The 19999-nt window shown below is 59.1% G+C and carries 21 protein-coding genes; 14 read left to right on the forward strand and 7 right to left on the reverse strand.

Annotated elements, in window-relative coordinates; translation table 11 throughout:
- Positions 1–29 precede the first annotated feature (29 nt).
- The gene (gene mscS / locus BFR47_RS06345; protein ID WP_071472294.1) at positions 30–884 is read left to right on the forward strand and encodes a small-conductance mechanosensitive channel MscS; all 855 of its coding nucleotides are present in this window, start codon (positions 30–32) and stop codon (positions 882–884) included.
- A gap of 48 nt (positions 885–932) precedes the next feature.
- Here the strand turns inward: mscS and pyrE are convergent, their stop codons facing one another.
- Both pyrE and rph read right to left on the reverse strand, forming a co-directional pair.
- Positions 933–1574, reverse strand: coding sequence for an orotate phosphoribosyltransferase (gene pyrE / locus BFR47_RS06350; protein ID WP_071472295.1), 642 nt, complete (start codon positions 1572–1574; stop codon positions 933–935).
- A 212-nt stretch (positions 1575–1786) separates the two neighbouring features.
- Positions 1787–2524 (reverse strand): ribonuclease PH, encoded by a 738-nt coding sequence (gene rph / locus BFR47_RS06355; protein ID WP_071472296.1) that lies wholly within the window; start codon positions 2522–2524, stop codon positions 1787–1789.
- 156 nt (positions 2525–2680) lie between these two features.
- On the opposite strand from rph, the gene BFR47_RS06360 reads away from it, so the two are divergent.
- The 7 genes from BFR47_RS06360 (at position 2681) to BFR47_RS06380 (ending at position 9259) form a co-directional block, all read left to right on the forward strand.
- The gene (locus BFR47_RS06360) at positions 2681–3544 is read left to right on the forward strand and encodes a YicC/YloC family endoribonuclease (protein WP_071472297.1); all 864 of its coding nucleotides are present in this window, start codon (positions 2681–2683) and stop codon (positions 3542–3544) included.
- 192 nt (positions 3545–3736) lie between these two features.
- Entirely contained in the window at positions 3737–5089 is a 1353-nt protein-coding gene (locus tag BFR47_RS06365) for a hypothetical protein (RefSeq protein ID WP_245748823.1), read from the forward strand.
- Positions 4998–5606: a condensin complex protein MksE gene (locus BFR47_RS06370; RefSeq protein ID WP_083399032.1), complete on the forward strand. Its 609-nt coding sequence runs from the start codon at positions 4998–5000 to the stop codon at positions 5604–5606. Before BFR47_RS06365 ends, BFR47_RS06370 begins: the two co-directional genes overlap by 92 nt.
- Positions 5603–6529 (forward strand): ATP-binding protein, encoded by a 927-nt coding sequence (locus tag BFR47_RS18125; protein WP_217645478.1) that lies wholly within the window; start codon positions 5603–5605, stop codon positions 6527–6529. The genes BFR47_RS06370 and BFR47_RS18125 overlap by 4 nt, the downstream gene beginning before the upstream one ends.
- Before the next feature lie 164 nt (positions 6530–6693).
- Positions 6694–8373, forward strand: a complete 1680-nt coding sequence (locus tag BFR47_RS18130) for a coiled-coil domain-containing protein (RefSeq protein WP_217645479.1) — start codon at positions 6694–6696, stop codon at positions 8371–8373.
- Positions 8370–8633 (forward strand): hypothetical protein, encoded by a 264-nt coding sequence (locus BFR47_RS18135; protein WP_217645480.1) that lies wholly within the window; start codon positions 8370–8372, stop codon positions 8631–8633. Before BFR47_RS18130 ends, BFR47_RS18135 begins: the two co-directional genes overlap by 4 nt.
- Positions 8582–9259, forward strand: a complete 678-nt coding sequence (locus BFR47_RS06380; protein WP_217645481.1) for a DUF7281 domain-containing protein — start codon at positions 8582–8584, stop codon at positions 9257–9259. The genes BFR47_RS18135 and BFR47_RS06380 overlap by 52 nt, the downstream gene beginning before the upstream one ends.
- Positions 9260–9375: 116 nt before the next feature.
- Here BFR47_RS06380 and BFR47_RS06385 read toward each other — a convergent pair whose 3' ends face one another.
- Together BFR47_RS06385 and BFR47_RS06390 are read right to left on the reverse strand one after the other, a co-directional pair.
- Entirely contained in the window at positions 9376–10668 is a 1293-nt protein-coding gene (locus BFR47_RS06385) for a type II toxin-antitoxin system HipA family toxin (RefSeq protein WP_071472298.1), read from the reverse strand.
- The gene (locus BFR47_RS06390; RefSeq protein WP_245748824.1) at positions 10658–10939 is read right to left on the reverse strand and encodes a helix-turn-helix domain-containing protein; all 282 of its coding nucleotides are present in this window, start codon (positions 10937–10939) and stop codon (positions 10658–10660) included. The genes BFR47_RS06385 and BFR47_RS06390 overlap by 11 nt, the downstream gene beginning before the upstream one ends.
- Positions 10940–11255: 316 nt before the next feature.
- On the opposite strand from BFR47_RS06390, the gene BFR47_RS06395 reads away from it, so the two are divergent.
- Entirely contained in the window at positions 11256–11624 is a 369-nt protein-coding gene (locus BFR47_RS06395; RefSeq protein WP_071472300.1) for a helicase-related protein, read from the forward strand.
- 56 nt (positions 11625–11680) lie between these two features.
- Here BFR47_RS06395 and BFR47_RS06400 read toward each other — a convergent pair whose 3' ends face one another.
- Entirely contained in the window at positions 11681–13456 is a 1776-nt protein-coding gene (locus tag BFR47_RS06400) for a hypothetical protein (RefSeq protein WP_071472301.1), read from the reverse strand.
- A 116-nt stretch (positions 13457–13572) separates the two neighbouring features.
- On the opposite strand from BFR47_RS06400, the gene BFR47_RS06405 reads away from it, so the two are divergent.
- On the forward strand, positions 13573–14361 hold the full coding sequence (locus tag BFR47_RS06405; protein ID WP_071472302.1) for a glycosyltransferase family 32 protein: 789 nt from the start codon (positions 13573–13575) through the stop codon (positions 14359–14361).
- Positions 14362–14411: 50 nt separating this feature from the next.
- On the opposite strand, the gene BFR47_RS06410 is transcribed toward BFR47_RS06405, so the two are convergent.
- Complete coding sequence (locus tag BFR47_RS06410) at positions 14412–14720, reverse strand: DUF6482 family protein (protein WP_071472303.1); 309 nt, start codon at positions 14718–14720, stop codon at positions 14412–14414.
- A 349-nt stretch (positions 14721–15069) separates the two neighbouring features.
- Between BFR47_RS06410 and gmk the strand changes: the two genes are divergently transcribed.
- From gmk to BFR47_RS06430, 4 genes are all read left to right on the forward strand, one after another.
- A complete protein-coding gene (gmk, locus tag BFR47_RS06415) occupies positions 15070–15699 on the forward strand; it encodes a guanylate kinase (RefSeq protein ID WP_071472304.1) in 630 nt (209 codons plus the stop codon).
- 49 nt (positions 15700–15748) lie between these two features.
- Positions 15749–16087: a DNA-directed RNA polymerase subunit omega gene (gene rpoZ, locus BFR47_RS06420; RefSeq protein WP_245748825.1), complete on the forward strand. Its 339-nt coding sequence runs from the start codon at positions 15749–15751 to the stop codon at positions 16085–16087.
- Positions 16088–16123: 36 nt separating this feature from the next.
- Positions 16124–18241 carry a bifunctional GTP diphosphokinase/guanosine-3',5'-bis pyrophosphate 3'-pyrophosphohydrolase gene (gene spoT, locus BFR47_RS06425; RefSeq protein WP_071472305.1) on the forward strand — a complete coding sequence of 706 codons (2118 nt, stop codon included), beginning with the start codon at positions 16124–16126 and terminating at the stop codon, positions 18239–18241.
- A 170-nt stretch (positions 18242–18411) separates the two neighbouring features.
- Positions 18412–19410, forward strand: a complete 999-nt coding sequence (locus tag BFR47_RS06430) for an alpha/beta fold hydrolase (RefSeq protein WP_245748826.1) — start codon at positions 18412–18414, stop codon at positions 19408–19410.
- 22 nt (positions 19411–19432) lie between these two features.
- Here BFR47_RS06430 and BFR47_RS06435 read toward each other — a convergent pair whose 3' ends face one another.
- Positions 19433–19879: an EVE domain-containing protein gene (locus tag BFR47_RS06435; RefSeq protein WP_071472307.1), complete on the reverse strand. Its 447-nt coding sequence runs from the start codon at positions 19877–19879 to the stop codon at positions 19433–19435.
- Positions 19880–19999: the final 120 nt, after the last annotated feature.

The raw sequence follows: 19999 nt of genomic DNA on the forward strand, positions 1-19999 counted from the left end.
CCACACACAACGAATTGAGAGGCACATTGATGGAAACAGAAATTCTCAACACCGACATACTGAATCAGGCTCAAAGCTGGATTCTGAATAACCAGGAGCTGCTGATCAGATATACGGTGAACATTACCGCCGCCCTGCTGACCCTGATCATCGGTTTCATGGCGGTAGGCATGCTCACCGGGGGCATGAACCGGGTGATGAAAGCCCGCAAGATCGACAATACCATCTCCGATTTTGTCACCAGCATGCTCAAATACGGCCTGCTGGCGTTTGTCATCATCGCCGCCCTCAGCCGGGTCGGGGTGCAAACCGCCTCCTTCGTGGCCATCGTCGGTGCCGCCGGTCTGGCGGTGGGTCTGGCGCTGCAAGGCTCGCTGTCCAACTTTGCCGCCGGCGTGCTGCTGATCGGCTTTCGTTTCTTCAAGGCCGGTGACTATGTGGAAGCAGGCGGCACCGCCGGAACCGTGCAGTCGGTACAGATCTTCACCACCATACTGATGACCCCGGACAACCGCATGATAGTGGTGCCCAACTCCAAGATCCTGAACGACAACATCATCAACTATTCCAAGGAAAAGACCCGCCGACTGGATCTGGTGATCGGCGTGTCTTACAGCGCCGATCTGAAGCTGACCAAGGAAGTGCTGACCCGCATCATCAGCGAAGACGTCCGGGTACTGAAAGAGCCGGATTGCCGCATCGCGGTCAGCGAACTGGGCGCCTCTTCCGTGGACTTTATCGTGCGTCCCTGGGTCAAGGCCGAAGACTACTGGAACCTGAAGTTCGATCTGCTGGAAAAGATCAAGAACGAACTGGACGCCAACGGCATCGGCATTCCCTTCCCGCAGATGGACGTACATCTGTTCCGGGAAGACAAGGCCTGAGCACAGTATTTGCCTGTAAAAAAGCCGCTTTTCAGCGGCTTTTTTACTTTAGATACCGTACTGTTCCCGGTAGGCCCGCACCCGCTCCAGGTGTTCGGCCATGGCCGGCTGCTCGCTCAGGTAGTCGATGAGATCACCCAGGGTGATGATGGCGGTCACCTCGGCATTATAGTCCCGCTCCACTTCCTGAATGGCCGATAGCTCGCCCTTGCCTTTTTCCTGGCGGTCCAGGGCAATCAGCACCCCGGCCAGTTCGGCGCCGTTGGCCTGGATGATATCCATCGACTCGCGAATGGCAGTGCCGGCGGTGATCACGTCGTCCACCAGCATGATGCGACCGGCAAGCGGGCTGCCCACCAGGTTACCACCTTCGCCGTGAGTCTTGGCTTCCTTGCGGTTGAAGCAGTAGGGCACGTCCTGATCGTGCACTTCCGCCAACTGTACCGCGGTGGCGCTGGCGATGGGAATGCCCTTGTAGGCCGGGCCGAACAGCACATCGTATTGAGTGCCGGCATCGACCAGGGCCGCGGCATAGAAACGACCCAGGCGGGCCAGATCCCGGCCGCTGTTGAACAGGCCGGCATTGAAGAAATAGGGGCTCTTGCGCCCGGACTTCAGGGTGAACTCGCCAAATTTAAGCACCTCTTTGGCCATGGCAAATTCAATAAAGTCACGCTGGTAGGCTTTCATTGGTTGTACTTCTCCAAATGATATTTGGTTTGGAAAATATCGGTTGCCACCGTGCAAGGCAGCATTAACTGAGAGAACTGGGAACGTCCTTAATCGTGGCAAGTCGGTAAAAGGGCTCACTCCGCTGGCTCGCCGTAAACCCATCCATGGGGGCCCATCTGCGCCATCCTTGGCGCAGATGGGCAGCCGAGCGAATCCCTTTTACCGCCCACTCATCTACAGGCGTTTTTAGCTTCAATCGCCCGGCGCTGGTGTTCCACCAGCTCGTCGACGGACTTGCGGGCCAGGGCCAGCATGGCCAGCAGCTCTTCATGGCTGAAGGGTTCGCCTTCGGCGGTGCCCTGTACTTCGATCATCTTGCCTTCGGCGGTCATCACCACGTTCATGTCGGTTTCGGCGGCGGAGTCTTCGGTGTATTCCAGATCCGAAACCGCCTGGCCATCGACGATGCCCACGGAAATGGCGGCCACCAGGGTCTTGAGCGGGTCGGTCGTGATCATGCCCTGTTCCTTCATCCAGGTCAGCGCCTGGGCCAGCGCCACGCAGGCACCGGTAATGGCCGCGGTGCGGGTGCCGCCATCGGCCTGGATCACGTCGCAATCGACGGTAATGGTGAACTCACCCAGCTTGTTCAGATCCATGGCCGCGCGCAGCGAGCGACCTATCAGGCGCTGAATCTCCATGGTCCGGCCGCCCTGCTTGCCCTTGGCCGCCTCGCGATGCATGCGGCTGTGGGTAGAGCGTGGCAGCATGCCGTATTCCGCCGTCACCCAGCCCTGCCCCTTGCCCCGCAGGAAACGCGGAACGCCTTTCTCTACCGAGGCCGTACAGAGCACCTTGGTATGACCGAATTCCACCAGCACCGAGCCTTCGGCATGACGGGTATAATTGGAAGTGATGGTAACGGGTCGCATTTCGTCGACCGCGCGTCCGCAGGCTCGTGTAGACATGGCATTCTCCAGTAGGAATAAAATCGTGCCGCCCGGCGGGCGAAACGCCGCCATTATAGAGAAACTGGCCGGCCATTGCATGCGGCCAGCCATTGGCCCCGGCGGCGGCCTGTGTCAAACTCAACCGATTAACATGCAACATATAATGGGAATCACATGATCCACAGCATGACCGCCTATGCCCGGCAGGAATTCAAACAGGACTGGGGCACCGCCGTCTGGGAAATCCGTTCGGTCAACCAGCGTTATCTGGAAACCTATACCCGGCTGCCCGAACAATTTCGTAGCCTGGAGCCGCTGGTACGCGAAAAACTGCGCGCCCGCCTGCAGCGGGGCAAGGTGGAATGCGGCCTGCGTTTCGAGTCCAACCTGGCCAACCAGGGCCAGTTGCAGATGAACAAGCCACTGGCCGAGCAGTTGATCGAAGGCGCCACCTGGGTGATGGAAAAAGCCGGTCAGGGCAACCTGAACCCGGTCGATATTCTGCGCTGGCCCGGCGTGATGGAAGCCCAGGCCCAGGACATGGATGCGCTCAGCAATCAACTGATCGCCTGTCTGGACAAGGTCGTCGACGATTTCCTCGCCGCCCGCGCCAGTGAAGGCGACAAGCTGAAAGAGCTGATCGAACAGCGCCTCACCGGCATCGAACAGGAAGTGACCAAGGTCAAGGCCGAGATGCCCGCCATCATGGCATGGCAGCGCCAGCGCCTGCAGGACAGGTTCGAAGAAGCCAAGATTGAACTGGAGCCCCAGCGCCTGGAGCAGGAAATGGTGCTGCTGGCCCAGAAGGTGGACGTGGCCGAAGAGCTGGATCGCCTGGTTACCCACATCGGTGAAACCCGCAAGATCCTCAAGAAAGGCGGCGCCTGCGGTCGCCGGCTGGACTTCATGATGCAGGAGTTCAACCGCGAGTCCAACACCCTCGGCTCCAAGTCGATCAGTACCGACATCACCAATTCAGCAGTCGAATTGAAAGTGCTGATCGAGCAGATGCGGGAACAAATTCAGAACATCGAATAATGTGCTGACTTTTACCATCGCCCCTGCACAAGCGGGGGCCCATGCCGCCACACCGAACAATCCACCTTTCTGGGCATCATTATGTCCATTGGAATGAACAAGCCAATTTCTTCTTCCCCATGCACATTTCCTTCCGGCTCTGGCATACTGCCTGGAACAGGAATATCACTGTCATCAGGGAGTTAAGCACCCATGGCCACCCCCAAGAGTCTGGTTTTTCAGCTGCACCGGCACTGGGAAGTGATGGAATGCCTGTGCAGGATGTCGCGGGAGCTGCCCGCCTTTGAACCGGCCCGTGTGCTGACGGTGATCGAACGCTTTTCTTCCCCCACCGAGACTCAGGAGCCGGCGCAGATATTGCGTACCCTGTGTGCGGCCGATCTGCTGCAGCCGCTCAGTCGTTCCGACGATCTACAGCTCAACCCCGTGGTGCTGGAGTTTGTGCGCGGTCTTACCCGGGAACACGAGCTGGGGCTGTCGGCGGTACTCAAGGCCAGGGTAGAGGCCATTTGTCAGGCGACTCAGCAACTGGCAGAAGGCATTGAACACAAGAAAACGGATGACCTGCGCACCGGTGCGGCCCGGTTATCGGAACTGTTTCGCCAGATTTCCCGCCAGCTGGATCAGGACAGACATGCCATTCTGGAACTGGCGGAGCAGGCCAAGGCGAGCGATGTTGCCATGCCCCTGGCCCGGCGCTACCGGGCCGTGCTCGATGCCTACGATCAGTACGTTGAGCCCATGAACGAGATGATGGACAGCGGCCTGGGCGGCGCCTTTTATCCCCACCTAAAGCAGGCAACCCAGACCCTGGAGCGGGCCGAGGAATACCTGTCGGTACAGGGCGCGCTTTATACCCAGCAGCTGCACTTGCGCCAGGTGGCGCAACAGGCCAAGGAGCTACGCCGGCTGGGCCGGGTAGTGGCTCAGCAGTGCGCAAGCACCCTGCTGCCACTGCGGGAGGAAGCCCGTCAGCACAACCTCTTGTCCACCGCAGTGAGCGAACTGCTGGGGCAGGTACGCAAACGAGGTGCCAGGCAGGTGCTGCATGGAAGTTCCCTGCTCGGATGGCAACGGGAGCGGCGCACCCGTATTCACCTGGAGGACAAGGTACGCACCCTGATGGCCGAGGCGCGTCAGTTTGTACCCAGAGAGCAGGCTTTTCCCGAGGCGTTGCCCGGCGATCCTGCCGACATCAACGTCTGGGTAGATGAAGCCGGTTACGCCAGGCTCTGGCTCTCGCCCTGCCGGTGCCCAATCTGCTGCACTGGCTGCAGCAGCATTACCCCGCCCTGCCCGATGACGTCTTGCTGCGACTCTATCACGATCTGGTCAGGGAGCCGGACTGGCAGTCATACCTGCAGGCCAACCCCACCTGCACCGAGCTGCATAACATCAGGGTCAGTTACCACCCGCATCGCCTCAGCGCCCATCAAGAGGACAACCAAGCACCATGACCGACACCATTTCGCTGCAAAGCCTGCCCCGGCTGGGCGATCTGTTCCGGCTGTTCAATGGTGGCCGCCACCTCAACCGGCTGGCTGAGCCCGTACTCTGGGCCGAGCTGGAGCAACAACAACAAGACTATGTGGCCCTGTTTGAAGCACTGGGTTACCAGCTGGCCATTGATGGTCGTGGTTTTGCCTGGTTTCAGAACGAAGACCTCAACGCCACCGTCAGCAACCAGTCACGCCAGCTGGCATTGCTCTTTATGGTGATTTTCGATACCCAGGCCGATGCCGGTCTGGCCCTGAACCGCTTTCACGAATGGCGTATTGATCGCAACCTGCTGGAAACCACCGTTGAACAGCATCAGGAGTTGCTGATGGCAGAAGAGCTGGACGTGGATACTCTGCTGACATTGCTCGACAAGGCCGATACCTTTGGCTTTGCTCGACGTCAGGGCAACCATTGGCAGCTATTGCCGGCAGTATGTCGCTATCTGGATCATTTCGAGGCACTGGCTGAACAGGAACGGACTCACCATGACGAGCTGGTGCAGGGCATGACCGCTGAAACACCGGCGCCTTTCGAACACTCCGGCCAGGAGGGCCAGGCATGATCCGCTACGGTTTTCAGCGTCTGGTGCTGCTGGGCAGCGCCGGCTACCGGCGCGCCGAGCTGCCGCTGGACGATGCTGTGTCGCTTATTGCTCCCAACAACACCGGAAAAACCAGCCTGATCAATGCTCTGCAGTTTCTGCTGATCATCGATCAGCGGCGCATGGATTTTGGCTCCCACGACTGGCTCAAAACCCGCCGTTTCTATTTCCCCGACAACAGTGCCTACATTCTGCTGGAAGTGGTACTGCCCCAAACCGGCACCGTGGTATTCGGCTGTGTCGGCAAGGGCGTCAGCCACGAGTACGAATATTTTGCCTACCAGGGGGAACTGAATGTCGACGACTTTCGCGACAATAACGACAACCTGGTACCTCAGCCCAAACTCATCAACCACCTGGCCGGCAAAGAGCGCATCCTTTACCGCTATGACGCTGCCGAATTCGCCCGCCTTATCTATGGCGGCCGGCTGGGCCGGCGCGGTGGTGAGCCCGACTTTACCGTGTTCAGAATGGAACATGTCAGCGATGCCAAAGTATTTCAGCAGGTGCTGACCCGCACTCTGCGACTGGACAAGCTCACCTCGGCCAACGTCAAGGCCTATCTGCTGCAGATTTTTCGCCGGGATCTGCCCGACGCCAGCATTGATTTTAAACAGGAATGGGACAAGGCCTTTCACGATGTCAACGCAGAACGCGCCCAGTTCCTGGCGGCGGAGCGACAACTTGCACGCATTCATGAACTGGAACAGACCTGTGACGCCCGACTGGTGTTGCGAGGCAAGATAGCAGACTGGCGGGAACGCATTAACGACGGCCTGTCACGCTGGCAGCAGTACTATCAACAACAGCAACAGCAGCTTGACACCAGATCGAGGAAGTACGTGAGTACCAGCGCCGGCACACCGAGACTGACCGGGAGTTAACCAAGACCCAAGTTAAACTGGAAAACCAGCAAACCGAACTCGAAAAGCAGCAAGCACAACAGCAGGAACTGGAACAACGCTTTGCCCTGATCGGAGAACGCAGCCTGCTGGAGGCGCAACTGACCGGCACTCGCAACGAGCTAGAGCAGATCACCTCTCTGCTGTTGCAATCCAGCGAGCGCTCACCGGCGCTGATAGAGCAGGATCTGAAACGACTTCAGCAGCGGCTGAACGACTTGACCAAACAGCGCGCCAACCTGAACAACAATCTCTACCTGCGCCTTGAAGCCTTGCTTTCAGCCGATGAACTGGTGCGGCTGAACAAAGTACTCAGCAGTCAGGCCATGGTGTTGGGTACCCATGCATTTACCCTTGAGCTGCAGCAACTGCGCACCGCCCTGGCAGCCACGCCCGACAACCGGCTGGCGCTGCCCGGTCTGGATCTTGAGCTGAACGACCTTACCCCCCAACATCACCAACTGACGGCGGCGGAACTGGATGAGCAACTCCAGGATGCCGAACACCAGTGCGCTGGCCTGCAACAGCAATTGAACACCGCCAGCTCTCTGGAACAGGCGCAGCAGCGCAAGCAGAAGCTGGATCAGGAATGGCGGCAGCTGGAACAGGATCTGGCCGACTTTGATCTATTACAGCAACTGCTGCAAGCACCAGTGCGACAGGCCAGCCAGCAGCACCTGCAATCCGAGCTGGCGCGGGTCGAACACGAGCTGGCCCATGCCCAGGAGCAGGCCGAGCAACTGCGCTCCCGGCTGGAAGAGCTCGACAAGCAGTACAATATGCTTGAACTCGTACACCAGAACATTTCCCGGTTGCGTAACAACCGGGCCGACACCGCCGAGGAATTCGGCTACCTGACGGAGCTGCCCCATCATCCCTGGCTGGGGGAAAGTGACTGGCCACTGGAAAGCCTGGCCGAGCGACTGCAGGAATATCAGAGTGACTGCCGCCAGCTGCAGCGACACAACAGCGAGCTCAGTGCCGGACTCAATGAACTACATTCCGCCGGCCTGACCAAGTACCAGTACAGCGACAGCCAGGATGCCGAACTCAGGCGCATTATCGACTTCGGCCACCAGCTGCCTCAGGAGCGGGAAGCACTGGAGAAAAAGGCTCGCAGCGCCGTGGTCAACGTGACCGCCAGCCTGCGGGAGCTTCGCGACGGTCTCTGGGCCTTTCAGGGCAAAATGAACGAGTTTAACCGGCTGATCAACCACCGCCAGTTATCGGATCTGAATACCTTTCGCATTGAAGCTAAAGATGAAATCCAACTGGTCGAAGCCATCGACACCCTTATCGGTAAGGCCGAGAAGATCGATACCGGCGACAGCTTTGATCTGTTCAACCAGGCCAGTGTAATGGATGATGAGCCACTGGATGCGGCCAAGCAAGTTTTGATCGAGGAAGGCAATGCTCGTCAGGGGCTGAAGGTGGCGGATCTGTTCCGACTGGTGTTCGTGGTAGGCAAGGTGGAGCAGGCACCGGAATCCTTTGAAGACATCGACAGCGCCGCTTTCAACGGCACCGTGCTGATGGCCAAGCTGGTAACCGGCCTGGCCATGTTGCATCTAATGCAGGACCAGCGCCACCGATTGCACGCCATCTGCTATCTGGACGAGGCTCTGGCCCTGGATGGCCGTAATCAGGCCAGCCTGATCGCCACCGCCCACGAGTTTGGCTTCGCCTTGATTTTTGCCTCGCCGTCCCCCCTGACCACGGTACGCTACTGCGTGCCCATTCATCACCACAAGGGATCCAATCATATCAGTCGCGACAGCTGGCAGATTCTCGAGCCACTCGATACACCCGGCGAGGCAACCTCATGAGCCGGGCCCTGCGCGCAGCCCTGACTCGACTGCTGGAAGCGGATGATGGCCGACTGTCCGCCTCTCAATTCACTCATGCCCAGCAGCGAGCGCTGGATGATTGCCGGGCTCGCACCGGTGCCCTGGGCCTGCAGCGCAGTGGCCGGGGTAGCGTTTATTACCTGACAGACCGTGCTGTGATTGAGCGGCATCTGCGTCGCTGGCGCCGTTGGACGATGGCAGTGCAACCGCTTCTCTGCCCCGGCGAGCCGCCCATATAGGCCGGGCTCGCTCCAGCAAAAGCGGCCAGCACCATCATGAATGGGACTATCTGTTACTACGGGGTAGCGCCCCCGTCAACTGGCAAAGCGATGACGGTAAAACATTGGATTTGCAGGCCGCCACTCAGCAACAGGGGGCCGCCGCTTTTCGCATAGGCTCCGAGAAAGATATGGGCTGGCATACCACAGGGCCGCTCTGGCTGGTGGAAAACCAAGCTCTGTTCGACAGGCTGGACTGGCTTCCCGCAGGCCAGCCAGCCTCCGTTCTCTGGTACAGTGGTCAGCTGCGCCACAGCCTGATGCACTGGCTGGTACAGCGACCACGAGCCGGCTCGGTAATACTGTTTCCCGACTACGACGGCGTCGGCCTGCACAATTACACCCGGCTGGCAAAGCAATTGGGGGATAAGTGCCGCTTCTGGCTGATGCCGGACTGGGAGCAAAAACTGGCCCGCTATGGCAATAATGACCTATGGCAAAAAACGGCCCGGGAATTCAATGCCGCCCTGCCGGCGCTGGCTCCGTTGTTTGCAGCCGAACCGGTACTTAAACAACTCGTCATCGCCATGCAAACTCAAGGACTGGCGTTGGAGCAGGAAGCGGTATGGCTACCAACTAAAGCGTGATTAGCTCCGAGCCTGCTACCGTCGTGTACCTCGCCAAACACGTCATTGCCGACATGCTGGCTACCGACAGCCTGCTGGCACTACTACTTCAGGAGAGCTGACTATGGCCAACAGCATCACGGTTGCAGCAGCCCCTTGTTTTCCTGCCGGATGTCTTCCTGTCGACCCGCAATCAGCTCAATCGTTTCGGCACTGACGTCCAGCTCTCTGGCAACCGAGCGGAATGACGTCACCACCTCCACAATTTCCGCTATGGCTTGCCGTGCCTGTTGCCAGTTGCCAAATCCGGCATGAGTCGCCAGCTTCTGTATGGCCTTGAGCGGGGGACGTTTACCAAAGCCGGAAAATGCCGTTGCGTGTTCCGCAAAGGGATGGGGGCTGAAGGTCACATCGTAAAACGGCGCCGGCGTCCACTGGCCTTTATCATCCTGCAGAAACGCCCAGTTTTTGCTGTGATCATCCTGGTTACAGGCAAATAGATTGAACATCGCCCGACGAAACTGCAGCTGGCCCACGGCGGGCGATTTGCAAAGTTGTCGGCTCGCCCTGATCAAATCCTCGTAATCCAGACTGGGGGTGCGGTAATCGGCATCCAGCAGGCCGCAGGCGCTGTGCATGTGATAACGCCCCGCACCATGGCTACTACCGCCTAACCAATCAAACCGTTTCACCGCCAGCCAGGCCCGGGCACCACTGCGCGCGGGGGCATCGAGCAGTTGCCAGGTAGGCGGATCCAGCTTCGCGGTTTTTGCCAACTGCAAATAAGCCGCTTCGCACAGTCCTTCTTCATGGCCCAGGGGCAGATTTTGCGAAGTAAACTTCACCAACCATGCTTCATCACCCGGTTGAGCTCGCGTTCGGCACTGCTGCAACTGATGAGGAGGCATGAAAATTTGTGCTTTCGGCCTGGCCCCGCCGGAACTGCCGGCGGCCACCAGGGCGGCCAGTACCTGGTCCGTCTGACCATCAAACAGCGCCTGAGCCTCGAGACCCAGTGTCGCCAAATCAATCTGGCTCCGGGCGTCCGGTGCAAAGTCGGATTCCGGCTCAAAGGCCAATGCTCCCATGCCGGCGTGCCCGACAAAGGCCAGCCTGTCCATCGCGGTCAGCTGCGAAGGCAGGATCCCCTGCTGACGAAAGACACGATCTTGCAGCAAGGTGCCCCAACCATCCGGCAAACAGTCACCAAAAACACCGTGAATGCCTTGATGAGGCGTTTTCGGCGCCAATTGCAATGCCGTGGTCGAATTCAGGGTAAAAGGTGACAGGTTGCCGAACCGCTCGAGGTAACCGGCCTCGTACTGGAAGAATACCCCCTGGCGGTTTTGCGCCAGCGCCCCCACCCTGACTCGTGCGCCGGTTGACAGGGTGCGACTCACATCGAGCTTCTGAATGGGCTTAAAGGTCATCTTTAAGCACCTCTTCAATCGAGGTAGGCATCACGGCGTGCTTCACCGGGCTCCGGGTCAAGGCAAACAGACGCGCCAGATCATCCAGACTTTGCCAAAGCAGCAGCAATTGCCGAAAAGAGATCTGGCCGGTGAGTTCAAACTTCTTGATCGTCGCGGCCGGCACGCTGCTGCGCTCGGCCAGCGCCTCTCTCGATAGCTTCGCCTGCTCGCGCAGCAGACGCAGATGCGCAGCGAAGGCCCGTTGCACGTCCGTATCATCCAGTAACAAGAATTGTCCCATCAGACACCCACAAAATAGATACAATAATATCCATGATAGACTAAAAAATGAATAAATGGATATCATGATATCCATAACTGTTTTTTACGTCTGGAATTGATATCGTACCGGCGACGACCAGCTTACCGATCGATGCAGAGGAGCTGGCGTCGACCATACTGGGCAAGCGGTCCGGCATTTTTTACTGGGCCGGTAAACACACCGGCTGAATCAGGCTCCGGACCGGGATGAGCTCACCTGTTTATCCTGCACCCCCGCCGTATTAAAGTAGCCACCTACCGCCACACCTGGAGCGCCTAACTTCATGCACTTCACCCTCAACGATATCCAGCAAATGACCGGCCCCGCAGCCTTCAAGCGGGGCGAGGTGCGGGTATTTCTGATCAGCCTCAAGGCCGGCGGCAGCGGCCTGAACCTGACGGCGGCGGATGTGGTCATTCATGTGGATCCCTGGTGGAACCCGGCTGTGGAAAACCAGGCCACCGACCGGGCTCACCGCATCGGTCAGGACAAGCCGGTGTTCGTGTACAAGCTGGTGGCCGCCGATACGGTAGAAGAACGCATTCAGCAGATGCAGCAACAGAAACAGGCGCTGGCCGACGCCCTGTTCAGCGATGCCGGCAGCGCCGGCCTGCCCTCGGATTCAGACAGCCTGCTGGCGCTGCTGAGTTGATACCGGGTCGAAGGGGCAACGCTTCCGGCTTTAACGCCCTCAAGCCTCACAATAGATTACACCATGCCATAACCGACCTGATGCAGGGCCTGGCGGAAGTCCTGCTCCCGGCGAGGCTCGATCAACAATCGATTGTCGCCCGCCGCCTGGCACAGATTTGCAGTCAACGGATGGACGGCAATGGCGGTCGCCGTCTGCTCGTCCCGGCAATGCAGCAGCAGCCGGGGACCTACCACCGTCACCGCCCGGGCATTGGCTTCGCAGCTGGCCAGCAATTGCTCGCTGTCTTCCGGCAAGAAGGGCTGAGGATCGCGTTTAGCAATAAAATCGCGCAATGGCGTCAGGCTGCCGCCGTTTTCCAGCAGGGTCAGCATTTTCTCTTCAGACAACCGCCAGCCATGCTCGCCCGCGGCGTCCGCATAGCCTTCGATCAACAACAACTCGGCATCACTCGGCGGTTCGCTGAAATGCAGTCGGTAACCTTTTTTCATGGTCAGGGGCGTCCGCTGGCTGGCCGACGGATCCTCATAGTCTCTGGTCAGTCCCAGGCAATAGGCGCCCAGTGCATTCAGCCGCACATAAAGCAGGCCGTCGTAACGGCTCAGGCATTCGAGGTCATCGGCACCCCACATATAGTCGTAGTCGGGCTCCGGCTGCTGGGGCGGGGCCAGCACCACATCAATCAGCCCCAGGGTGGCGGCGTATTCCAGCAGCAGGCAGCGCAGATACCGCCCCTGCAGCACCTCCCACTCAGCATGGTAAAGGGTGCCATAATGGCGCTCATAAAGGTAAAGGGTGCTGACATCCTCGGTGACCTCGAATTCATGGCCGCCGGTCAGCATAAAACGGGAAAAGGCCGGATAGGACACCCAGCCGCCGGCCGGAGCTTCGGTCAGGGCCGCCGCAATCGCATGCCGGCGATCCGGCACCGGCGTCAGGCTCTTGGCACCCTTGCCGGTCTGTCCCTTGATGATCTCGATGCGGGAAAACTCGTCCAGCAGCTGGCTATCCAGCCAATCCAGCCACAATTGCCTCAGGGTCCGATGCAGCGGAGTCGACAGTTGCTTAAGCCCCTCACAAGTCAGTACCAGCCGGCCGGCCTTTCGTTGTACCCAGTGTGAGGCCTGCAACAGCATGATCCAGCCAAAGGCCTTGATATGAGCCACACCAGGGGCATCTTCGCCGGGGTCGTCCGGATAATACTCTTCCAACCGGGCCGAAAGCTTTTGCAGCAACGCCTTTCCCGGCAGGCCGGTTTTATCGCTGACCTTGAGCTTTCCCTCCTGCAGCAATGCCAGCATCAGCCGTAACTCCCTTGCCGCCGACCGCTCTCGCCCCACGATCACCGTATTGGCGGGCAGCGAGACAGGCAATTCCTCGGGCTGCAATCGCGCCGGTTCCGGAGGCGACACCAGCGATGTGAGCCGCTCCTGCAGCCAGTCCGGAATGCGCTGCCCCAACTGGTGGCGCCCCGGCGGATAGAAAAACCACCCCAGTTTGTACTGCTCGTCCGGGGTGTGGTAATAGTGGTACCGCTCGGTAAACCAGGCCGGCAGAGTACCAAATTCAACTTCAAAGCGACGCTCGTCAAACCAGCCATCGTGGCAATACAGACTAACGCGTACCGCCTGCTGCTCCAGCGGCGAAAGCGACTGCCACACCAGAGCCAGTCCGCCTCCGGACATCCAGGCCTTCATGGCGCTTACCAGCTCCGCCTTGCGGGCCGGTGCCGTGCCGGCTGCTGGGCAGGACTTGAACCGGGGCTTGAGTTGATCCACGGTCAGCAGGTTCAGAATATCCAGAAAGGCCTGGTCATAATTGTTGGCCGGCACGGTAAGCTCCTTTTAGTGGGGTATGCCATCTTTGTGGACCGTCAGGGGTCGGTCTGCAGGCCGGACATGCTAGAATAAATCGGGTTTTACCTCCACGACTTGCCACAGGAGCTCCAGTGACGGCGCACATACTACTGACCAGCCGGTTGATCAAACTCTTTGCCAACATTACCAAGGTGCTGAGCTACGGCTTTCATGCCCTGCTTCCCAACAAGCGCTTTACCCTGCCGGAACGCTCTGGCGCGCTGCTCAAGGGCAAGGACAGGCCCATTCCCCGTATCATCTGGCAGACCAACTACACCAACAAGGCCACCCTGCCGGTGTATCTCAACTATCTGTTCAACCGCATCATCTCGCCGACCTTCGAGTATCGGTTCATGATCACCGAGGCGCGGGCCGACTTCATCAAAGCCAACTATTCACCAGAGATATTTGAGGCCTACTCCCGGTTGCAGATCGGGGCCGCTCAGGCGGACTTCTGGCGGCTGCTGGTACTGCAAAAGCATGGTGGCGTGTATCTGGATATCGATGCCCATGCAGTCTGGCCGCTGGGTCATATCATCAAGCCCGAGCATGAAGAACTTTATATCATTCGTCAGCACAACGAGCTGACCAACTACTTCATTGCCAGCAAGCCCGACAATCCCAACCTGGCCCGACTGATCGAGCAAGTGTTGACCAATATTCAGGAAAACAAGATTAACGGGGTTTACGATATGACCGGCCCGGGCGTGTTCAACCAGGTACTGGATTACCAGAAGGTGCCCACGACCTTCTATCGCACCACCTGTAATCAGGGCAGCTTTACCAACGAGCATTTTCAGTACATCGACAAGCCTCAGGGCAAGTGGACCAAGGAGCAGCACAAGGTCGATGTGGTTCGAAAAGGCCCGCCGGAAAGCTGAACAGGCGATCCCATGCCCCGGCCAATGCTCACGGCCGGGATCATGCCTGACTACCCCAGTTGTCTGGCAGGCCAGACGATGTCGAGCTCCAGCGGGGGAACGGACTCCTCCGCCAGACCGATCATTTCATGATAGGGGGAGTGCTGTACCAGCACGGCGCCGGCAACCTCCAGCTCCGCCAATGCTTCCTTGATATGCTCGATGCTACGAAACACCCGCGGCCGGCCATCCTCGCCCGCCAGCACCTCCGGCTTTCCGGCCAGCGTCAATTCCACCAGATACATGCACATATCGTGAGACTGAATGACGAGCCGATCCACTTTCGATGTTTCTGCCAGTAGCCGAGTCAATGTGATCATCTTCCTTCCCCTCTACTGCATAAAAAAACAACAATCATGAGGTATCCAAGACCGGGGGATCGGCACCGATCATTCATGGATACAGGCATCGGCGACCCCGCTCGGCCGAATAATAACTCGGTTTTTACGAGCTTTTTATCAGGTAAAAACTGATAGAGCCGAAGCAGCGCGCTGATCATAATGCAATTTGCGTGGAGGGCACTTCCGCAGCAAGCTATAGTTACTTTTGACTGGTCGTTGTATTTGCAGCGGCCATTTTTTTATCCGCCGTCTTCTGGTAAGCTTTGCCGCCCTTGGTTCCAGCCCCATGCTCGGCGCTGGCAGATCCCCCCAGAACGGGCACAAAATTATGGCGCACATCGGTACCTTATTTATCATTTCTTCCCCCAGTGGCGCGGGCAAATCCAGCCTGATCCGAGCCCTGCTCGAGCGCCCCAGCGCCGATGGCAAGCTGCAGGTTTCCGTCTCTCATACCACCAGAGCCATGCGCCCGGGTGAAGCAGACGGTGTTCATTATCATTTTGTGGACAAGGAGCAGTTCCGGAGCCTGATCGATCGCGGCGCCTTTTACGAGTGGGCCGAGGTGTTCGGCAATTACTACGGCACCTCCCGCGAATGGATCGATGAGCAGCTGGCGAAAGGTATCGATATTCTGCTGGATATCGACTGGCAAGGCGCCCGTCAGATCCGCGAACAGTCGCCCAGCGCCAAATCCATCTTTATTCTGCCACCCAGCCGGGAAGAGCTGGAACGCCGGCTGAACGCCCGTCAGCAGGACAGCGCCGAGGTCATCAAGGGCCGGATGGACAAGGCGGTATCGGAAATGTCCCATTACAACGAATACGACTATCTGCTGGTCAACGACACCTTCGATCATGCGTTGAACCAGCTCAGCGCCATTATCGAGGCCGAGCGAGCCAATACCGGCAAGCAGGCGATACGTTTCCAGGACTTGCTTTCCGGACTACTGGCGGAATAAGCTAAGATCCATTAGAATTTTGCACCTTTTTTAATCATTGGAGTCCATTATGGCACGCGTTACTGTTGAAGATGCTGTTGAGCAGGTAGGCAACCGTTTTGATCTGGTTCTGGTTGCTTCCCGTCGCGCCCGCCAACTGGCCACCCAGGGCAAGGATCCGCTGGTCGCTCCCGAGAACGACAAGCCGACCGTTATCGCCCTGCGGGAAATCGAACAAGGCCTGGTTAACCATGCGGTGATGGATGTGCAGGATCGCCAGGAACAGCAGGAAATGGAAGCCGCCGAACTGGCCGCCGTTGCCGCCATCGCCGAAGGCGCATCTAAATCCGGTGTGCCCTCCGGCCTGCGCCGGCGGGCCCGCTTCAGTCCTAGCGGGCCTTACCTCTGAATTGCGTATAAACGGCATCGACTGTCGGGGTATCACTTGTATCTATTTGAATCTCTCAGGGAGCTCGCCACCAGTTACCTGCCGACCGAGCAGGCAGAGCAGCTAAAGGCCGCCTATATAGTGGCCCGGGATGCCCACCAAGGGCAAACCCGTTCCAGCGGTGAACCCTATATCACCCATCCGGTGGCGGTCGCTCGCATTCTGGGAGAGATGCACCTCGATCACGAAACCCTGATGGCAGCCCTGCTGCACGACGTCATCGAAGATACCCCGGTCACCAAAAGCATGCTCGAACAGCAGTTCGGTGCCGCGGTGGCCGATCTGGTGGAAGGCGTCTCCAAACTCGACAAGCTCAAGTTCCGGGATCGCAAGGAAGCCCAGACCGAAAACTTCCGCAAGATGGTGCTGGCCATGACCCAGGATATCCGGGTCATCCTGATCAAACTGGCCGATCGCACCCACAACATGCGTACCCTGGGTGCCCTGCGCCCGGACAAACGCCGCCGCATCGCCCGCGAAACCCTCGAAATTTATGCGCCCATCGCCAACCGGCTGGGCATTCACAGCATCAAGAACGAGCTGGAAGAGCTGGGGCTGGAAGCGCTCTACCCCATGCGCACCCGGGTGCTGCGCGAATCGGTGCGCCGGGCCCGGGGCAACCGGCGCGAGATCATTCAGTCGATTCTGGAAGAAGTCAGCGGACGGCTGGATGACACCCGCATCGAGGCGCAGGTCAAGGGCCGGGAGAAGAACCTGTTCTCCATCTACAACAAGATGGTAAAGAAAGAACTGCAGTTCCACGAAGTGATGGATATCTACGCCTTTCGAGTGATCGTGAAAGACATCGATACCTGCTACCGGGTGCTGGGCCAGATGCACACCCTGTACAAGCCCCGTCCGGGCCGTTTCAAGGACTACATCGCCATCCCCAAGACCAACGGTTATCAGTCGCTGCACACCTCGCTGGTGGGCCCCCACGGCGTACCGGTGGAAGTCCAGATCCGCACCGAATACATGGATCAGATGGCCGACAAGGGGGTCGCGGCCCACTGGGCCTACAAGCAGGACGGAGAGCGTTCCGATACCACCGCTCAGGTGCGGGCCCAGCGCTGGATGCAGAGCCTGCTCGAACTGCAGCAGAGCGCCGGCTCCTCGTTCGAATTTATCGAAGGGGTCAAAACCGATCTGTTTCCGGACGAGATCTATGTGTTTACCCCGGAAGGCCGCATTCTGGAGCTGCCCTCGGGCGCGACTCCGGTCGACTTCGCCTATGCGGTGCACACCGACATCGGCCATGCCTGCGTCGGTGCCCGGGTCGACCGCCAGCCGTTTCCGCTCAGTCAGCCGCTGCACTCGGGTCAGACCATCGAAATCATCACCGCCCCCAGCGCCCGGCCCAATGCGGCCTGGCTCAACTTCGTGGTCACCTCGCGCGCCCGTACCAAAATCCGTCAGTTCCTCAAGAATCTGCGTACCGAAGAGTCGGTGTTGCTGGGCAAGCGGCTGTTGAATCATGCGCTGGGCAGCAAGAACCTGGAAGACATTCCGGCCGAACGCATCGAACAGGTACTGAAAGACACCAAACATGGTTCGATCAGCAACCTGCTGGCCGACATCGGCCTGGGTAACGCCATGAGCGTGGTGGTGGCCCGCCGCCTGTTGAGCAAGCCGAACGAGATGCCGGCAGAGCGCAGCAAGTCGCCGAAGAAAATGCCCATTCGCGGCGCCGACGACATGCTGCTCAACTTCGCCAACTGCTGTCGCCCCATCCCCGGCGATCCCATCGTCGCCCATATCAGCCCCGGCCGTGGCCTGGTGGTGCATCTGGAGTCGTGCAAGAACATTCGCGGCTACAGCAAGGAACCGGACAAATATCTGCCGGTACAGTGGGACATGGAGCAGGATTTCGATTTCGAATTCAAGACCGAAATCGGCATCGAGATCATCAACCATCAGGGGGCTCTCGCCGAGCTGGCCAACGTCATTGCCGCCACCGGCGCCAATATTCACAGCATTGCCACCGAAGAAAAAGACGGTCGGGTCTATGTGGTGGAACTGCTGATCACCACCAAGAGCCGCATCCATCTGGCCAATATCATGCGCAAGATCCGGGTCACCCCCAACGTGCTCAAGGTGTACCGACTGCGGAAGTAAATGCCGCAGGCCGTGAAGGGTGAGGAGCAGCAGATTCGCCTCACCCCTCACGCAAGGACTGTGTAATCCCACCGGCTTTGGCGCTACACTGCTACCCACCTTGTACCCTAGCGAACCGCCCGGAGCCCTCCATGCTCGCTCGCCTGTTCCTGATCGGGATTTGCCTGCTTATGAATACTGCCATTGCCACCCCCCGCCTGACGACCGAAGCCGAACTCGGCGAGCTGGGACGGGCCGGGCTGGAGGCGTTCTGGCAGCAGCAGGCGGAGCAGGGCCGGTTCAACGGCGCCGACGGTCTGGCATTACCTTATGCCCGGCTGAGCCGCCCGGAGCACCAGAAAGCCATCATCGTCGTGAACGGGCGTACCGAGTCCTACCTCAAGTATCAGGAGCTGGCCCGGGATCTGTTCAACAATGGCTACAACGTCTATCTCTACGATCACCGGGGGCAGGGTCTCGCGCCCCGGCTGCTGCAAAATCCGCTGGTGGGTTATGTGGCCGACTTCAACGATTACGTGCAGGATCTGGAGCAGTTTGTGCAGCAGGTGGTGTTGCAGGAGCCGGTGGACAGCCTCTATCTGCTGTCCCACTCCATGGGCGGCACCATATCGGCACTGTGGCTGAGCGAAACCCGGGTCCGGTTGCAGGCGGCGGCGCTGTCGTCGCCCATGATGGGTATCTACCTCGGCCCCCTGCCACGCTGGCTGGCCGACGGCCTGCTTGCCGTACTCGATACCGGTTGCCACTGGCTGGGCCGCCAAGTCTGCCTCGCTCCCGGTCAGGGCGGCTATATGGAAGTGCCCTTCGCCGACAACGATCTGACCCACAGCGAGCTGCGTTATCAGGGCTTCCGTGACCTGTACCGGCAGCAACCCGAACTGCAACTGGGCGGCGCCAGCCTGCACTGGTTACGCCAGAGCCTGCAGGCCGGCGACAACGCCATCGCCCAGGCGGGCCGTATCGCCATCCCCTTGCTGGTATTGCAGGCCGGCAACGACGTGGTGGTGGACAACCGTGCCCAGAACCGCTTCTGCCAGAAGCTGGCCCATTGCCATGGTGGCGCCCCCCTGAAGATAAAGGGCGCCGCCCATGAACTGTTTATCGAGCAGGATCGTCAGCGCCAGCAGGCGCTGGAAGCCGCGCTGTCGTTCTTTGAACAGAATACCTGAGGCAAGGCGTCGGTTACGCCACTCATACCATCGACAGTACCGCCTGCCACTCGGCTTCGCTCACCGGCATCACCGACAGCCGGCTCCCCTTCTGCACCAGCGGCAGCCCGCTTAACGCCGGATTGGCCTTGAGCGCGGCCAGCGGCAGCAAGGGCAGATGGCGGCTATAGCTCAGCTCCACCGCATACCAGCGCGGAGCCTGTGGGTCCGATTTGGGATCGAAGTAGGGACTGTCCGGGTCGAAGGCGAAGGGATCGGGAAAACCGGCCCGCTCCACCTTGCCGATCCCGGCGATACCGACCTGTTTGCAGCTGGAATGATAGATAAACACCTCATCCCCCACCTGCACCTGATCTCGCAGGAAGTTACGGGCCTGGTAGTTGCGCACCCCTTCCCACAGGGTATTGGCCCGGGCCAGATCGTCGATGGAAAAGGTGTCGGGCTCGGTCTTGAACAGCCAGTAGGCCATGGTATTTCCTCATCGTTTATTTTATGGCGCCATGCTGGCAGCCGGTGGTCGGCTGTGGCAACCTTGTTTGATAGTCACTATTATCCTGCCGAGCCTCCCGGCCCGGCAATGCCGGTGTCG

This window comes from Oceanisphaera psychrotolerans (genome assembly GCF_001870485.1).
Taxonomy (GTDB): domain Bacteria; phylum Pseudomonadota; class Gammaproteobacteria; order Enterobacterales; family Aeromonadaceae; genus Oceanimonas; species Oceanimonas psychrotolerans.

Excerpts from the sequence above, each read along its gene's own strand:
- rpoZ (WP_245748825.1), top strand. The coding sequence starts at position 15,749 with ATGGCACGCGTTACTGTTGAAGATGCTGTTGAGCAGGTAGGCAACCGT.
- BFR47_RS06395 (WP_071472300.1), top strand. The coding sequence starts at position 11,256 with ATGCACTTCACCCTCAACGATATCCAGCAAATGACCGGCCCCGCAGCC.
- BFR47_RS06370 (WP_083399032.1), top strand. The coding sequence starts at position 4,998 with ATGACCGACACCATTTCGCTGCAAAGCCTGCCCCGGCTGGGCGATCTG.
- BFR47_RS18125 (WP_217645478.1), top strand. The coding sequence starts at position 5,603 with ATGATCCGCTACGGTTTTCAGCGTCTGGTGCTGCTGGGCAGCGCCGGC.
- BFR47_RS06410 (WP_071472303.1), bottom strand. The coding sequence starts at position 14,720 with ATGATCACATTGACTCGGCTACTGGCAGAAACATCGAAAGTGGATCGG.
- BFR47_RS06360 (WP_071472297.1), top strand. The coding sequence starts at position 2,681 with ATGATCCACAGCATGACCGCCTATGCCCGGCAGGAATTCAAACAGGAC.
- mscS (WP_071472294.1), top strand. The coding sequence starts at position 30 with ATGGAAACAGAAATTCTCAACACCGACATACTGAATCAGGCTCAAAGC.
- pyrE (WP_071472295.1), bottom strand. The coding sequence starts at position 1,574 with ATGAAAGCCTACCAGCGTGACTTTATTGAATTTGCCATGGCCAAAGAG.
- rph (WP_071472296.1), bottom strand. The coding sequence starts at position 2,524 with ATGTCTACACGAGCCTGCGGACGCGCGGTCGACGAAATGCGACCCGTT.
- BFR47_RS06435 (WP_071472307.1), bottom strand. The coding sequence starts at position 19,879 with ATGGCCTACTGGCTGTTCAAGACCGAGCCCGACACCTTTTCCATCGAC.
- BFR47_RS06365 (WP_245748823.1), top strand. The coding sequence starts at position 3,737 with ATGGCCACCCCCAAGAGTCTGGTTTTTCAGCTGCACCGGCACTGGGAA.
- BFR47_RS06430 (WP_245748826.1), top strand. The coding sequence starts at position 18,412 with ATGAATACTGCCATTGCCACCCCCCGCCTGACGACCGAAGCCGAACTC.
- BFR47_RS06385 (WP_071472298.1), bottom strand. The coding sequence starts at position 10,668 with ATGACCTTTAAGCCCATTCAGAAGCTCGATGTGAGTCGCACCCTGTCA.
- gmk (WP_071472304.1), top strand. The coding sequence starts at position 15,070 with ATGGCGCACATCGGTACCTTATTTATCATTTCTTCCCCCAGTGGCGCG.
- BFR47_RS18135 (WP_217645480.1), top strand. The coding sequence starts at position 8,370 with ATGAGCCGGGCCCTGCGCGCAGCCCTGACTCGACTGCTGGAAGCGGAT.